This is a genomic window from Sphingobacteruim zhuxiongii, assembly GCF_009557615.1.
GTDB lineage: Bacteria > Bacteroidota > Bacteroidia > Sphingobacteriales > Sphingobacteriaceae > Sphingobacterium > Sphingobacterium zhuxiongii.
Map to the genome: position 1 here is coordinate 547451 of NZ_CP045652.1, position 15134 is coordinate 562584.

The window sequence follows — 15134 nt, forward strand, 5'->3', positions numbered from 1 at the left end:
TTTGAGACGAAAGGCATAGCAATTGCGTTTATGTATTAAAGCAAAAGTAAAAGAGTAAAAATTTCATAATTTAGGTTAATAATTGGTTTGGTAAAATCCTGAGGTTCCCCGCCTCAGGATTTTTTATTTTATGAATCTCTTTTTTCTATAGTTTTATCAATCACTAAGAATATAAGAAAGAATAGTGCTGATGGGACCACCCATCCAAGCTCATAAGCGAAGAATGGAATCTCGTTTAGAATCCTTAGCGTATGTTCATTAAGTAAACCTAGAAACTTTAATAGATTAAATGAAGCGATAATCGTCGATGCGATTAGTGCTCCAATATAAGGGAGTTTATGTTTAATAAAAGTGCCAAAGAATACGGTGTACAACACCAATGTAATTACGATCGGGTATACGAAAATCAATACTGGATAAGCAAATGATATGATGTTATCGACACCTGTAATGGATAGTAAACAGGATACAATACAGCAGCCCGTAACTAAGGCTTTATAGGATAGCCTGTTCTGTGTTAATTGCGAGAAGAAAGTTCCTACGGCTGATGTGAGGGCAATTGCTGTTGTTAAACAAGCTAATGCAATACTCAAAGCAATAGCAATCATACCGTAGTGGCCCATTAAGGCTTTCGAAATATGTATCAGAAGCTCAGAACGTTTAACCGTTAAATCGCTGATACCTGACGTGGCTCCCAATTGAATTAATCCACCATAAATCAGGAATAAACATATCGCAGAGAGTAGGCCTGATGCAATAACCACTTGATTTTTTGCTCTAACGCTACTGTAACCTTTTGTTTTTGCTGCAGTGATAATTATCCCTGCAAAAATGACTGATGCTAGTACGTCAAGTGTTTGGTAGCCTTCTGTGAAGCCCAAAGTAAAGGACTGCGATGCATCTAAGGATTGTGTATTATATTCGGAAATTGGGGCGAATACGCCGATACCAATGAGCCCTAAGAGCAAAACAAGCAATAGAGGGGTTAATATGTTTCCAATGATGTCGACGACTTTAGAGGGCTTAATAGTCAATAACCAAGTAACAGCAAAGAATATAATCGAAGTCCAAATTGGGCTACTATTAGGAAAGGAAGGAAGAACTCCAACTTCAAAGGTCGTAGCCGCTGTTCTAGGAATCGCAATGAGCGGCCCAATACAGAGCATTATGATGGTTCCAAGTACTGGTGCAATGCCTTTGTTTATTCGATTTCCAAGATCATTAAATGTGTCTCCAGAATTTACAATAGATAGGATTCCAAAGAATGGAAGTAGAATGCCTGTGAGTCCGAATGCTAAGATTGTAAGCCAAACATGGTTTCCGACTTGTAGACCAATAAAAGGGGGTAATAAAAGGTTGCCAGCTCCAAAAAACATGGCGAAAAGTGCAAATCCGATAGTAACGATATCTCCGGTCTTCTTCAAAATATGGGGTTAAATAAAAAATAAATCAACTAATTGTTTGGCTTCCTTGACGTCGTGCACTCTTAATATTTGCACGCCACGTTCAAGAAGCAATGTGTTTAGTGCGGTCGTTCCAGTCAATACTTGGTCTGCAGTACTATGCAGTTTTTTATAAATCATTGACTTACGAGAAATGCCACCTAAGATTGGTAGTCCGAAATAATGGAGTTCATTCACGCGAAGTAGTAAATCATAATTCTGATCAATGGTTTTCGCAAAACCGTAACCCGGATCTAGAATGATATCTTTCACACCCAATTCTCTCAATTGCGCAATACGTTCGCCTAAAAAGTAAGCAACCTCATTTACAACGTCGTCATACTGCGTCAACTCTTGCATGGTTTGTGGAGTGCCTCGCATATGCATTAGGATGTAGGGTACTTTCAATTTAGCTACTGTTTCAAACATTCGGGAATCCAGAGTACCACCAGATACATCATTGATGATATTTGCGCCAGCTACAACACAAGCCTCTGCTACATCAGCTCGAAACGTGTCGATAGAAATAATTGCCTGAGGATATTCCCGCACGATTTGTTCTATAATAGGGACTGCGCGTTCGATTTCCTCCGCAGCACCAATTGGCTTTGCACCAGGACGTGTCGAATAAGCTCCAATATCGATAATATCAGCTCCCTCGTCTAATATTTGTTTTGCACGTTTTATTGCGGAGTCAAGCTGAGTATATTTTCCGCCATCAAAAAAGCTGTCCGGTGTCAAATTGAGTATTCCCATGATTCTTGGGCGCTCGAAAGTCATTAGATGACCAGATAGATTGATACTTTGAGAAGGAGAGGTCTGAAAGATGGGCATATGTCAGGGAGAGATTAATAACAAGAGGAAATGGGTAACTAAATTAATAAATTATGAGCCCTAATAGCTTAGGGCTCATATTCATGCCTTGATAAAAAAGGATTATTTTACGACAAGTACAGCATCTGCAACAACAGAGATGTCTTGTTTAGGCTTGTTGATTTTGGCAATCTCTTCTTTACTTTTTCCCATGTCTTCCGCATAGTGCTTTTGCCATTCAACAGTAGTTTCTTTAACTTTTGCTTTCCCTTCAACAACAACTGTCTTTCCAACTAAGTCTTCTGGAACAAAGTAGGCGTAATCAGTAAAGCGAACCATAATCGGGTCTTGATCACCTTCTCGCTTCAGTGTTAAGAAACAGCCCTTTTTCTTGCAAACTTGGACAACTTGTCCTTCGATTTTACCTTCAAAAGTTTTGCTCTTACTCAAGTTGGATTCTAGTTTCTTAACTGAAACAGCTCCACTTTTCTCGATCTTTTTACCGTAGTTAACTCCAACTTTTGCCGGTTGGATCTTGCTTTGCGCCTGGCTTATACTCGCCAAGGCAAATACGAAAACTACAAATGCTAATAACTTTTTCATATCTATTTTCGAATAAATTCAAACTTTCCGCTTCCATCGATCTTCATTATTGTTGAAGCTTGATGTTTACTTAAATCAGACTGTCCATATTGTACAATATAATCAACACCGTCTTTGATTTCTTCAGAAATCTCAACGAAGTTTTGTGCTGAAGGTTCACCTGATAGATTTGCTGAGGTAGAAACAATTGGCTTGCGAAAGCGTTGAATCAATTCCTCGCAAAATGGATGACGAACAACACGTATACCAATACTTCCATCTTCAGCAACAACATTGGGTGCTAAGTTTTTTGCTTTTTGGTAGATAATCGTCAATGGTCGATCTGCAACCTCAATCAATTGATAGGCAACTTCTGGAACCTCTTGAACATACCCTTCAAGTTGATAATCATTTCCTAACAAAACAATCATGCTCTTCCCCTTATCGCGGCCCTTCAATGCAAAGATCATTTCCACAGCCTCTGGATTGGTTGCATCGCAACCAAGACCCCAGATTGTATCTGTCGGGTACAAGATAATACCACCAGACTTTAGTGTATCTAAAGCCTGCTTCATATCATCTTTATCGTACGGAATTCTCATTCTATTTTTACTATTTCGATTATACGGCTACGTTGTGATCACGTAAAGCATCGTTTAATGAAGTTTTCTTGTCTGTTGATTCTTTACGTTGTCCGATGATAATTGCACATGGAACTTGGTATTCACCAGCTGGGAATTTCTTTGTATACGATCCTGGAATTACAACAGAGCGAGCAGGAACATAACCTTTATATTCAATTGGTTCTGCACCTGAAACATCAATAATTTTAGTCGATGCTGTTAAAACAACATTCGCACCTAATACTGCTTCTTCTTCCACACGAACACCTTCTACAACAATAGCTCTAGAACCTACAAATACGTTGTCTTCAATGATAACTGGAGCAGCTTGAACAGGTTCTAATACACCGCCGATTCCAACACCTCCACTTAAGTGTACATTTTTACCAATTTGAGCACATGATCCTACGGTCGCCCAGGTATCAACCATGGTTCCCTCACCAACATAAGCTCCGATATTTACATAAGAAGGCATCATAATCACACCTTTTGCTAAGAAAGCACCATAACGTGCAGACGCACCAGGAACGACACGAACACCTAATTCTTTGTAATTAGTTTTCAACTTCATCTTATCGTGGTATACGAAAGGCTCGTTCTTAATGACTTCCATATTGCGAATTGGGAAGTATAAAATTACGGCTTTCTTAATCCAGTCATTTACGAACCAAGTTTCTCCCATCGGTTCAGCTACGCGCAACTCGCCTTTATCTAGATGCTGAATAACAAACTCAATCGCTTCGTAATATTCTTTATATTCTAATAATTGTCTGTTTTCCCAAGCTTCTTCAACAAGTTTTTTAAGGATTGTGCAATCGATCATATGTATAATAAACTAAATTTTGTTAATCACAAATATGGAGATTTTTGCCGAGATGTATGTCAAAATTGGCTAAAATTAAGAAGATATGTATATTTTTGTTAAATGGCAGAAGCAGAGAAATTAAGGATCGATAAATATTTATGGGCGATTCGTATTTTTAAGACACGCAGTTTAGCTACGGAGGCATGTAAAGCCGGCCGTGTAAAGCTTAATGGACAGAATGTGAAGCCTTCCTATGTTGTCAAAATCGGGGAAACATATCAAATACAGAAAGGAATTGAGCGCAAAGTTATCTTTGTGACAGGCCTATTAGATCGTCGTGTAGACGCAAAGACTGCTGTACAATTCTATGAAGATCGTACGCCAGAAGAAGAAACATATGCTTTCAAGTCAACTTTCCATGCGCCAATGTTGAAGCGAGATCGCGGAACAGGTAGACCAACAAAACGAGACCGTCGAGAGATTGATGATCTCAAGAGTGATTGGTGGGAAACTGAAGATGAGAAGTAAGCTTCATAAAATAAGCATCCTTGTTTTGCTTAACTGTCTTTTGATAGTTATGTCCTATTCCTGTGTTTTTTCACAGATAAAAAATCAGAAATTTCCTTTAGATTCCATAGAAAGAGAATTAAAGAAAACGCTGAGTCGAAAAACTGCTTTCGACAGAGATAAAGTTGAACAACTCAATCAACTAAAATCCAAGTTAAGACAAGCCAATAATGACCAGGAACGCTATGAAGTTCAAACCGCTTTATTTCATGCTTACGAGTCTTATCAAATTGACTCTGCAATACGATACGTTTCAGCGAATCAACAATTAGCAAATAGCCTCCAGGACATGGAGCTACAATTTGAGTCGTCGATTCAGTTAGCTGGCCTATATTCTTACGCAGGTCGCTTTATTGAATCGAATGAAATTCTTCAAAAGATTCCACGGACGAAATTATCGACAAATCAGTTGAGAAACTATTATCGAACCTATTCTGATTTCTATTCGCATTATGGTCAAAGTACGAATTTTCACGATTACTTCATGGCGAGTGAGCGATACAGAGATTCGTTGCTTCATATATTACCAAAAGATTCATACGAATATCGCTTAGCGATTGCGACGAAGAATTTGTTTGGAAACAATGACTCTTCGGCAGAGGCCGAATTACGGCAGCTTTTGTCGGAGTTGAACGAAACAAATCGAGAGCGTGCTGTAGTCGCCTATCTAATAGGTTTGATCTACAAACAGCGTAATAATATTGATGGTCAAATTTATTATTTCGGATTGTCGGCATTGACGGATATCAAAAATACTATTCGCGACAATGCATCCTTGCAGAGCCTTGCTTTAGCTTATTTTGAAAAAGATAACATCGATATGGCTTATGTTTTTATACAGAAAGCTGTCGAAGATGCGATATTTTGTAATGTACGATTCCGTACCGTTGAAAATTCAGCCTTTTATCCAATCATTAATTCGGCATTTCAAGAAAAGGAGTTGGAGCGGAAAAATCAATTAGAGGGATTACTGTATGTGATTAGTATACTATCAGTCTTGCTCTTTATAGTTTTAGTGGTTGTCTATCAACAGATGAAGCATCTAAAGGTGGTACGTCGAGATTTGAAAAAACTGAACGTAGAGCTTTTCATTTTAAATGATCAACTTTTGGCAACCAATCGAGACCTTCAAGAAGCGAACCACCTAAAAGAGGAGTATATGGCGCAGTTTTTTGAACTCTGCTCATCCTACATCGATAAGTTGGACTCTAGCCGAAAAGGAATACTCAAGAAGCTTTCCAATAAACAGTATGATGAACTAACGAAAGAGTTGAAATCTCCAGATTTTATTAAGACTGAACTCGATGATCTCTATCATAACTTTGATATTATTTTTCTAAATCTCTTTCCGACATTTATTCAGGACTTCAACAAACTACTTAAAGAAGATGAACGCATCGTTTTGAAACAGGATGAATTGCTCAATTCTGAACTGCGAATCTTCGCCCTTATTCGTCTTGGAATTTCTGATTCCAATAAGATTGCTCGCTTCCTTAGATATTCCCTACGTACCGTTTATAATTATCGAGTGAAAGTTAGAAACAAAGTCGTCGGATCCAAAGAAGACTTTGAGGAAAGCATCAAAAGCATCGGAAATCTACATATTTAGCCTAACAACTGGGTTACTTTTATCGGTCAATTATTTGTATTAAAAAACTGATATTCAAGCGCTTTGTTTTGATGTTTGTTTACTTTTTTCGCACGCGTAGTGAAAAAGCAGCGAAACTTGTGAAATTGCTATCTACATTTGTTCTTGAGGAAACTCACCTAAGTTATTTTTAACCCACAAACAATTATACATCCTATGAAGCTTTTTACAAAAGTAACATTTGGTCTATTCTTATTCCTGTTTTCGATACTGGGTACGCTTGCATATGCGCAGAGTAGTATCGCAATTCAAGGACGAGTAATAGACGCAATATCCCAGGAGCCTATTGCTGGGGCAACGATTTCGGTCATTGGCGGAGAGATCAAATCTTCATCTGATGGAGAAGGTCGATTCTCATTGAACGGAGTTTCAAATGGCGCAAGACTTCGTGTATCTTATATTGGGTACGACAACAAAGAGGTCATCGCACAGTCAGGGGAAATGACCATTAGCTTAACAGCATCGACGAACGCTTTAGAAGATGTCGTAGTCATTGGATACGGGTCAGTTAAACGTAAAGATGTGACCACGGCAATATCTTCTGTATCATTAGAAGATATGAACGAGCGTCCTATAGTGAATGCTGCGCAAGCTATTCAGGGACGTGCTGCTGGGGTTACTGTGACTCAACCTAGCGGTGCTCCGGGGGGAGGCACCGCTATTCGTATTCGCGGTACCACTTCCATGAATGGAAGTAATAATCCTACATACGTTGTCGATGGTATACCTGTTGATAATATAGACTTCCTAGCGCCGACGGATATTATAGATATGCAAATCCTGAAAGACGCGTCTTCCGCTGCCATTTACGGGTCGATGGGAGCGAACGGAGTAGTCTTAATTACGACAAAAAAGGGACGTGCTGGAGACGCTAAAATAGGCCTAAATTTACAGACGACTCAAAACAAAATTACCAGCAAAATTGAGCCTTTGAACACGGCGCAATACAAAGAATTAATGGATGAAGTTGGAGTCGTTAACCTTCCTATAAATTTGACTGATCAAACCAATTGGTTTGATGAAGCATTCCGAAACGGTGTGACGCAAAATTATCAGGTATCGGTATCTGATGGAACTGAGAAATTAAAGTACTTCTTATCTGGTGGCTATTTAAACGAAAAAGGAATTTTGAATACTGCTTTTTTCAGACGTTATAGTTTCAGAGCTAACATTGAAAACAATATTCGTACTTGGTTAACCGTTAATGCGAACATCTCTTACACGGATAATAACCGTAACGGAGTTTCTGAAGGACTAGGATCAAACCGTGGTGGTACGGTCTTATCGGTAATCAATACGCCGACATATGCGCCAATCTGGGATCCATATCTTCCAAATCAATATTTCAACCAATTCTACGGGATTAATAACATTACTAGTCCGTTAGAAAATATGGCTAGAAGTAAGAACAATAGAGATCGTGAGAACCGTTTATTAGCGGCAGGAAGTGCCTTGGTGAAATTCATGCCGGAATTGCAATTCAAAACATCTTTTGCGCTTGATCGCAGGAATGGTTTAAATACACAGTTCTTAGATCCGTATTCTACAGCATGGGGTCGGGAGAATCGTGGGTTAGCATTCGATGGTCGTAATATGAATACCGTATTGACATTTGATAATGTGTTAACATACACTAAATCATTCAATCTACACAACGTAGAGGCGATGGTCGGTAGTTCATGGATTAATTCAGATTATACGAACAGTTATATAAATGCATCACACTTCCGCAATGATCTCATTCAAACGCTGAATGTAGCCAATAAAATAGCATGGGATAATACAGGTTCTGGAGCGTCTGATTGGGCGACCATGTCCTACTTTAGCCGTTTATCTTATAATTATGATGGTAAATACTTAATAACTGCCAATTTCCGAGGCGATGGTTCGTCAAAATTAAGCCCTGAAAACAGATGGAAGTATTTCCCGTCGTTCTCAGCAGCATGGCGTTTATCGTCGGAAGAGTTTATGCAAGATATCAGTTGGATAAACGATTTAAAAATCCGCGGTGGTTGGGGTAAAACAGGTAATCAGTCGGGTATTGGTGATTATTCTTATTTAATGCAATATAATATCCGTCGAATTGAATGGTGGCTTGAAAACCAACAGAATGCATTAGCAACGGTAAATCCTGCAAATTTAAGAACACGCGATTTGACTTGGGAAACGACAACCCAAACAAATATTGGTTTAGACTTTACGGCTTTCCAACAGCGATTAACTGTCAATATGGATTACTATTATAAGTATACGACAGATATGCTCACCTATATCAGTTTGCCAGAGGGACAGTCCTTTGCGAGTTCTATTCGTCGAAATGAAGCCGAAATGAGTAACCGTGGGTTTGAACTGAATGTGAATAGCAAGAATATTCTTCGCGATGATTTCAAGTGGAGCACAAACTTTAATATTTCCTTCAACAAGAATAGATTGGAGCATTTAGACTTCCAACAAATTTATGATGGAGCGAAAACTTCTGATTTTGTCAATGCTAACGTCGTTCGTAATACACCTGGGCGTCCAATGAGTAGCTTTTTTGGTTATATCAGCGATGGCGTTGATCCGGAGACAGGAGAGTTAAAATATAGAGATTTAAATAACGATGGTCGATTGTCGGTGTCTGATCGTACATACATTGGAAATCCAAATCCAAAGTTCACTTATGGATTCACGAACGATTTATCCTATAAAGGTTTTAACCTAAGCTTATTTATTCAAGGATCCCAGGGCAATGATATATTCAACGCCTCTCGTATGGAAACCGAAGGTATGTACGATGGGAAAAACCAAACAGTAGCGGTTTTACAGCGTTGGAGAGTACCTGGGCAGGTGACGGACGTACCGAAGGCAGGGTTTAATATGTTAAACTCCACCTATTTTGTTGAGGACGGAAGTTACTTACGTTTAAAGAACGTTGCGCTGTCTTACAATATTAAGTCAGAAGCTTTAGGTAGAGCTGGCATCAGTAAGTTACAGCCGTTTATTTCTGCGACTAACCTATTTACCTTGACGAAATATACGGGTTTCGATCCAGAGGTAAATCAATGGGGAAATAACGGGGCAATTCAAGGGATTGACTGGGGAACTTATCCGCAGGCCAAATCATTTGTTGTCGGTTTAAGCATGGAGTTCTAGGATTTAAATGTGTTAAAGATGAAAAGATATTTCAAATATATATTGTTAGTGCTAGGGTCTGTCGCTCTGGTAACTAGCTGTTCTTTGGATAAAGATCCATTGGACGGATATTCCGATGTGACTGAAGGTGTCAATAGCGAGGGGAAAACAGTTGTATTCAAAGATAAGGCTGCTGTAGATAATCAAATGACTACAATCTACAATCAACTGCGTGACAGACAAGAACATTGGTATATGGATCAGCTTCTAATTGCTGAGTCGCACGCAGATAATGCATATGCGGGAACTACAGGCGCAGAAGTAATGCCATTTGAGAACAACGGTATCGAGGGTTCGAATTCTGTGATAGAACGCGATTGGCGAAGATTTATGGAGGATATTGGACGAGCAAATGTTTTAATAGTCAATATTGATTCAGTGACCGATCAATCCTTGACGACGGCGCTACGTAATCAATATAAAGCGGAGGCGAAAATTTTCCGCGCCATGATTATGTTCGATATGGTTCGATTATGGGGAAACATTCCCATCACAACCACGGTAGGAGGAGATATTACAGAAGAGACTTTAGAAGATGTTTATGACGATTATTTCCCAGAACAAAAAACGGAGAAGGAGGCTTATGAGCAGATTGTTAAAGATTTAACTGAAGCTATACCTTATGCTCCTTCCAATAACAGTAGTGATAAGACGAAGCTTTCTAAATCGGTAGCCAAAGCTATTTTAGCAAAAGTTTATGCAGAAAAACCTTTACGCGATTATGCAAAGGTTGTTCAATATGCAGATGATCTTGCTGCAGATGGGTTTGATCTAGAGGCTGATTACACCGATTTATTTGGCGTAGTTGAAGGTTCGGCAGATCCTAAAAAACGAAATACACGGGAATCAATCTTAGAAGCACATTATTCGCAGGGAAATGGAAACTGGGTAACATGGATGTTCGGGCGCGATTTATCAAATTGGGATAGCAATTTTACTTGGGCAAAATGGATAACCCCATCACGCGATCTTATTAAAGCTTTTCAAACGGAGAACGATCAAATTCGTGCGAATGAATCAATTGTTTATTACCAAACAGGTTGGAGCAATTACTATCCTTCGAGCAACTACCCTTTTATGTATAAGACACGTTCTGCATTTAGTAACATTATTAAATATCGATATGCTGACATTCTACTATTAAAAGCGGAAGCGTTAGTTATGGGCAATTCAGCGAATTTATCTGCTGCTGCAGAGATTATTGATAAAGTTAGAGCGCGTGTGAAGCTTTCAAAATTAGCAAGTAGTGTCCGAGGAAATAAAGAGGCTATGTTGGAAGCCGTTCTAAAGGAAAGACGATTAGAACTAGCATTTGAAGGAGAGCGTTGGTTTGATTTAGTTCGCTTAAACAAAGTTGAATCTGTGATGAACAGCGTTTTTGCGAAAGATTCAGGTCGCAAGCCTCAAATTTACCCTTTTACAGAGAATTCTTATAAGATGCCTATACCTCAGGGTATAATCGATCAGAATCCTAAAATTAATCAAAACCCAGGTTATTAAAATTCTACACTATGTTTAATCTAAAGAAACTATTATTATTTGGAACCATATATAGCTCAGTACTAATCGCATGTGGCAATGATGCCGTTAATGTGACACCTGAGCAGCCTCAAGGTCCGCAATCTGGAGATGTTAAAATCTTTACGACAACGGCGTCTTTGAGTCATGATTTTGAAAAAACGTTCGTAAACTTCAGTAAGACTTCCAATATGTCGCCAAAGACGATTAAACTCGTTGAAGGCACGAAGTATCAAACGATGGATGGCTTTGGTTCAGCAATTACTGGTTCTACAGCATATAATTTATTAAAAATGACGGCGGCTGATCGCACGAAATTTTTAACAGAGACGTTTTCGCCGACCGAAGGAATGGGCCAAAGCTATATTCGTATCGCAATTGGATGTTCTGACTTTTCATTAAGTGAATATACGTTAAATGACAAACCAGGCATTGCCAATTTTGCTTTGCAAGAAGAGGAATTAAAATATGTAATTCCAGTATTGAAAGAAATTTTAGCGATTAATCCAAGCATCAAAATCATGGGATCTCCATGGACGGCACCTTTATGGATGAAGGTGAATAATTTGTCGGATCTTCAAGCCTACGATTCTTGGACTGGAGGACACTTAAATCCTAAATATTATCAAGATTACGGAACCTATTTCGTGAAATGGATCCAAGCGATGGCTGCACAAGGGATTAAGATTTATTCCATTACCCCTCAAAATGAGCCATTAAACCATAAGAATTCAGCATCGATGGTCATGTTTTGGCAAGAGCAATTAGCATTTGTTAAAACAGCTTTAGGGCCGAAATTAAAAGCTGCCGGATTGAGTACTAAAATCTACGCTTTTGATCATAACTACAATTATGATGATATGGCAGATCAGCAAGATTATCCCGCAAAAATATACGAAGATGCGGTTGCTGCTGCGTTCTTCGCAGGGGCGGCCTACCATAACTACGGCGGTGATAAGAAGGAATTATTAGATATCCATGCGAAAGCACCAAACAAAGAGTTGGTTTTTACAGAAACTTCAATAGGTACTTGGAACGATGGAAATAATTTAGCCAAGCGATTACCCGAAGATATGCGTGAAGTAGCGCTAGGTACTGTTAATAACTGGGCTAGAGGAGTAATCGTATGGAACTTAATGTTGGATACAGATAAAGGGCCTAATCGGGAGGGCGGATGCCAAACTTGTTACGGTGCGGTTGATATCAGCAAACACGATTACAAAACTATTCGCAAAAACTCACACTACTATATAATAGGGCACCTGTCATCAGTTGTAAAGCCTGGAGCCGTTCGTATCGCTACGGAAGGTTACAACGCTATTGGTCTGGCGTACTCAGCTTTCAAAAATTCTGATGGCAGCTTTGCCTTTGTATTGTTGAACGATTCTGGCGAAGCAAGTCGTATAACGCTAAGCGATGGAAAGAACCATTTTAGCTATGAAGCACCTGCTAGTTCTGTTGTATCTTATACTTGGAAGCCATGAGAAAATTGATCAATTATACCTATTTATTGTTTTTACTCTCCATTATCGTGGGCTGTAAAGATGAACTAATTGTGCCTACCGGTGGTGGTAGTCCGACAATTGAAGTAGTTAGTAAACCTACGGCAGCCTTCTTTGCAGATAGCATTAGCTATCACGTCAAAGTCGCAGATCAGGGCGTCAATCTTTCTACCTTAAAAGTGGAGTTGCTATACAGCGAAGACGTCGTTGCATCACAAATTATACGTACCAAAGAATATGGTGACTATCAAGGGAAACTCTTCGCGCCATTCTTGAAAAATGTACCGAACGGTACAGCAACATTGCGTTTTACTTTGCAAAACATTGAACTAACGAAGACGGAGGTTTTAGTGGATTTACCACTTAGCCGTCCTGATTTCCCTTTCTTAAATCTAATTGTCGAAGGGAAAACCTACAAAATGTTGCGTAAAGGACCCAATCAATATGAAGTATCAGACAATTTCTCAACGAAAATAAGTGGCTATATTGAAGCACCCGCATTTGGTGCGAACGGAAATGTGGTTCAGTTCGGTTGGGATGGTGATGGAATTAGTGAGGGCTTGACGGCGCAAATACCTTTCTCCAATATTATCGAAGGCGTTTATCCAATTAGCTTTAATACGCTGACCTATCTTGGAAGTCCTTTTATATCTTACAAGCTAAACGGCGAGGATATGAATTTAATCGCAGATGATGTGTATAGCATTGATGTGGAGTTAGATAAAGATCAGGAGTTGACGTTTGAAGGATTAGTTGGCTTAGACAGTTGGTGGATTGATTCTGATTATATCCGTAAGGATGGGGATAAATTATTTTTTAATGCTGCAAAAGGTAAATACCGTATCACTTCCGATCTGAAGAAGAAATACTTCATTGTTGGAGCGATGAACGGTTCAAATTTAGCTTCGTTGAATGCTGACGGAACGGGGGCAATCTGGATTATCGGTGAAGGTATCGGAAAACCAAATGTGACGAGCAATGAGGTCGGTTGGAATACAGACAAAGCTTTATGTTTAGCACCAATTGGCGGGAAGAAATACCAAGTAACAGTTGTCGCAGGTACAACCATTAAAGCGAATTCCATTAATTTCAAATTCTTCCATCAGAAAGGATGGGGCGGTGAGTTTGGAGGCAACGCGATCTCTACGACAAGCGACATAATCTTTGTTGGGAACGGTACGAACGGACGTGATTCTGGAAACTTAGGAATTTTGACCGGAAAACAATTGGAAGCTGGTGCAACCTATACCTTCGTCGTAGACCTGTCTGCAGGCAATGATAAAGGCGTCTTAACAGTGACTAAACAATAAGAAGACATATAAACACTTTGTTTATTTTTCCTCAATGAGCCGTTTCTTAAAAACGGCTCATTTTTTTATGAAAAAACTACTAACTTGAGCGCAAAGTCTAATATTTATGAAATCTCGATTAGTCTATTATTTCTTTTCTATACTAGGATTAATTTGTCTGTCAAAGATCAGTTTTGCACAGAAAAAAATGGAAACATCCTATGTCTTGGTGATACACGGAGGAGCGGGGACAATTCTGAAAAAAAACATGACGGATTCCTTAGAACGCGCCTATATTGCTGTTATGACTGAGGCATTACAAAGTGGATATAAGCTTATCGAGCGTGGACAATCGAGCTTGGATGCGGTTGAAGCAGCAGTACGTGTTATGGAAGACTCACCTCTCTTCAATGCGGGGAAAGGTGCAGTGTTTACCCATGATGGAAAGAATGAACTCGATGCTTCCATTATGGATGGTAAGACATTAAAAGCAGGAGCCGTTGCCGGTGTTCGGACCATAAAAAATCCAATCTCTGCTGCCCGAGCAGTGATGGAAAAATCAGAACATGTGATGATGGCAGGAGACGGGGCGGATGCTTTTGCTAAAGCGGTAGGTTTGACAATTGTGGATCCATCGTACTTCTGGACAAAATCCCGCTTTGACGCATTACAAAATATTTTAAAAAGAGATGCCGAGAAAACCGAATTGGATCATTCCAATCCACAAACTACAATTGCGCCTTTTGTGAAGGACGAGAAATTTGGAACGGTGGGAGCTGTTGCATTGGATAAATCCGGGAATCTTGCGGCAGCGACTTCTACAGGAGGTATGACGAACAAGAAATTCGGACGCATTGGCGATTCTCCAATTATCGGTGCTGGGACATATGCCGACAATCAGACTGTTGCGGTTTCGTGTACGGGATGGGGCGAGTTTTTCATTCGTTCCAACGCTGCTTATGACCTGGCGGCAAGGATGAAATATGCGAAAAGCAATGTGACCGACGCTGCTGCTCAAGTTATTGAACGTATCGCTGCAATGGGCGGTGACGGTGGTTTAATTGCCTTAGACCGCAATGGGAAAATCGCAATGCCATTTAATACCGAAGGAATGTATCGCGGTACGGTATCGAAAGACGGTACGATAAAGGTTGAAATCTATAAATAGGGA

General features: G+C 39.5%; 12 protein-coding genes. 7 read left to right on the plus strand and 5 right to left on the minus strand.

The genetic code is table 11. The annotated features are described in order from the left end of the window. Positions 1-128: 128 nt before the first annotated feature. From brnQ to GFH32_RS02365, 5 genes are all read right to left on the minus strand, one after another. Positions 129-1424 carry a branched-chain amino acid transport system II carrier protein gene (brnQ, locus tag GFH32_RS02345; RefSeq protein ID WP_202111205.1) on the minus strand — a complete coding sequence of 432 codons (1296 nt, stop codon included), beginning with the start codon at positions 1422-1424 and terminating at the stop codon, positions 129-131. Positions 1425-1433: 9 nt separating this feature from the next. Continuing rightward, entirely contained in the window at positions 1434-2276 is an 843-nt protein-coding gene (gene folP, locus GFH32_RS02350; protein WP_153509546.1) for a dihydropteroate synthase, read from the minus strand. 102 nt (positions 2277-2378) lie between these two features. Beyond that, positions 2379-2858 carry a DUF4920 domain-containing protein gene (locus tag GFH32_RS02355; RefSeq protein WP_153509547.1) on the minus strand — a complete coding sequence of 160 codons (480 nt, stop codon included), beginning with the start codon at positions 2856-2858 and terminating at the stop codon, positions 2379-2381. 2 nt (positions 2859-2860) lie between these two features. Beyond that, the gene (locus GFH32_RS02360) at positions 2861-3439 is read right to left on the minus strand and encodes an L-threonylcarbamoyladenylate synthase (protein WP_153509548.1); all 579 of its coding nucleotides are present in this window, start codon (positions 3437-3439) and stop codon (positions 2861-2863) included. Positions 3440-3458: 19 nt separating this feature from the next. Beyond that, positions 3459-4283, minus strand: a complete 825-nt coding sequence (locus GFH32_RS02365) for a 2,3,4,5-tetrahydropyridine-2,6-dicarboxylate N-succinyltransferase (RefSeq protein WP_194285664.1) — start codon at positions 4281-4283, stop codon at positions 3459-3461. Between the two features lie 102 nt (positions 4284-4385). Between GFH32_RS02365 and GFH32_RS02370 the strand changes: the two genes are divergently transcribed. The 7 genes from GFH32_RS02370 (at position 4386) to GFH32_RS02400 (ending at position 15131) form a co-directional block, all read left to right on the plus strand. Then, positions 4386-4793 (plus strand): RNA-binding S4 domain-containing protein, encoded by a 408-nt coding sequence (locus GFH32_RS02370; RefSeq protein ID WP_153509549.1) that lies wholly within the window; start codon positions 4386-4388, stop codon positions 4791-4793. Between the two features lie 49 nt (positions 4794-4842). Then, positions 4843-6441, plus strand: a complete 1599-nt coding sequence (locus GFH32_RS02375) for a DUF6377 domain-containing protein (protein ID WP_153509550.1) — start codon at positions 4843-4845, stop codon at positions 6439-6441. Positions 6442-6636: 195 nt separating this feature from the next. After that, on the plus strand, positions 6637-9615 hold the full coding sequence (locus GFH32_RS02380) for a SusC/RagA family TonB-linked outer membrane protein (RefSeq protein ID WP_153509551.1): 2979 nt from the start codon (positions 6637-6639) through the stop codon (positions 9613-9615). An 18-nt stretch (positions 9616-9633) separates the two neighbouring features. Continuing rightward, entirely contained in the window at positions 9634-11154 is a 1521-nt protein-coding gene (locus GFH32_RS02385; RefSeq protein ID WP_153509552.1) for a RagB/SusD family nutrient uptake outer membrane protein, read from the plus strand. Between the two features lie 11 nt (positions 11155-11165). Next, positions 11166-12656, plus strand: coding sequence for a glycoside hydrolase family 30 protein (locus GFH32_RS02390; protein ID WP_153509553.1), 1491 nt, complete (start codon positions 11166-11168; stop codon positions 12654-12656). Beyond that, positions 12653-13984, plus strand: a complete 1332-nt coding sequence (locus GFH32_RS02395) for a DUF5125 domain-containing protein (RefSeq protein WP_153509554.1) — start codon at positions 12653-12655, stop codon at positions 13982-13984. The genes GFH32_RS02390 and GFH32_RS02395 overlap by 4 nt, the downstream gene beginning before the upstream one ends. 187 nt (positions 13985-14171) lie before the next feature. Then, positions 14172-15131 carry an isoaspartyl peptidase/L-asparaginase family protein gene (locus GFH32_RS02400; RefSeq protein WP_228384198.1) on the plus strand — a complete coding sequence of 320 codons (960 nt, stop codon included), beginning with the start codon at positions 14172-14174 and terminating at the stop codon, positions 15129-15131. Positions 15132-15134: the final 3 nt, after the last annotated feature.

Bases quoted from the DNA above. Each gene is read 5' to 3' on its own strand.
- folP (WP_153509546.1), bottom strand. From the start codon at position 2,276: ATGCCCATCTTTCAGACCTCTCCTTCTCAAAGTATCAATCTATCTGGT.
- GFH32_RS02355 (WP_153509547.1), bottom strand. From the start codon at position 2,858: ATGAAAAAGTTATTAGCATTTGTAGTTTTCGTATTTGCCTTGGCGAGT.
- GFH32_RS02360 (WP_153509548.1), bottom strand. From the start codon at position 3,439: ATGAGAATTCCGTACGATAAAGATGATATGAAGCAGGCTTTAGATACA.
- GFH32_RS02365 (WP_194285664.1), bottom strand. From the start codon at position 4,283: ATGATCGATTGCACAATCCTTAAAAAACTTGTTGAAGAAGCTTGGGAA.
- GFH32_RS02370 (WP_153509549.1), top strand. From the start codon at position 4,386: ATGGCAGAAGCAGAGAAATTAAGGATCGATAAATATTTATGGGCGATT.
- GFH32_RS02375 (WP_153509550.1), top strand. From the start codon at position 4,843: ATGTCCTATTCCTGTGTTTTTTCACAGATAAAAAATCAGAAATTTCCT.
- GFH32_RS02380 (WP_153509551.1), top strand. From the start codon at position 6,637: ATGAAGCTTTTTACAAAAGTAACATTTGGTCTATTCTTATTCCTGTTT.
- GFH32_RS02385 (WP_153509552.1), top strand. From the start codon at position 9,634: ATGAAAAGATATTTCAAATATATATTGTTAGTGCTAGGGTCTGTCGCT.
- GFH32_RS02390 (WP_153509553.1), top strand. From the start codon at position 11,166: ATGTTTAATCTAAAGAAACTATTATTATTTGGAACCATATATAGCTCA.
- GFH32_RS02395 (WP_153509554.1), top strand. From the start codon at position 12,653: ATGAGAAAATTGATCAATTATACCTATTTATTGTTTTTACTCTCCATT.
- GFH32_RS02400 (WP_228384198.1), top strand. From the start codon at position 14,172: ATGGAAACATCCTATGTCTTGGTGATACACGGAGGAGCGGGGACAATT.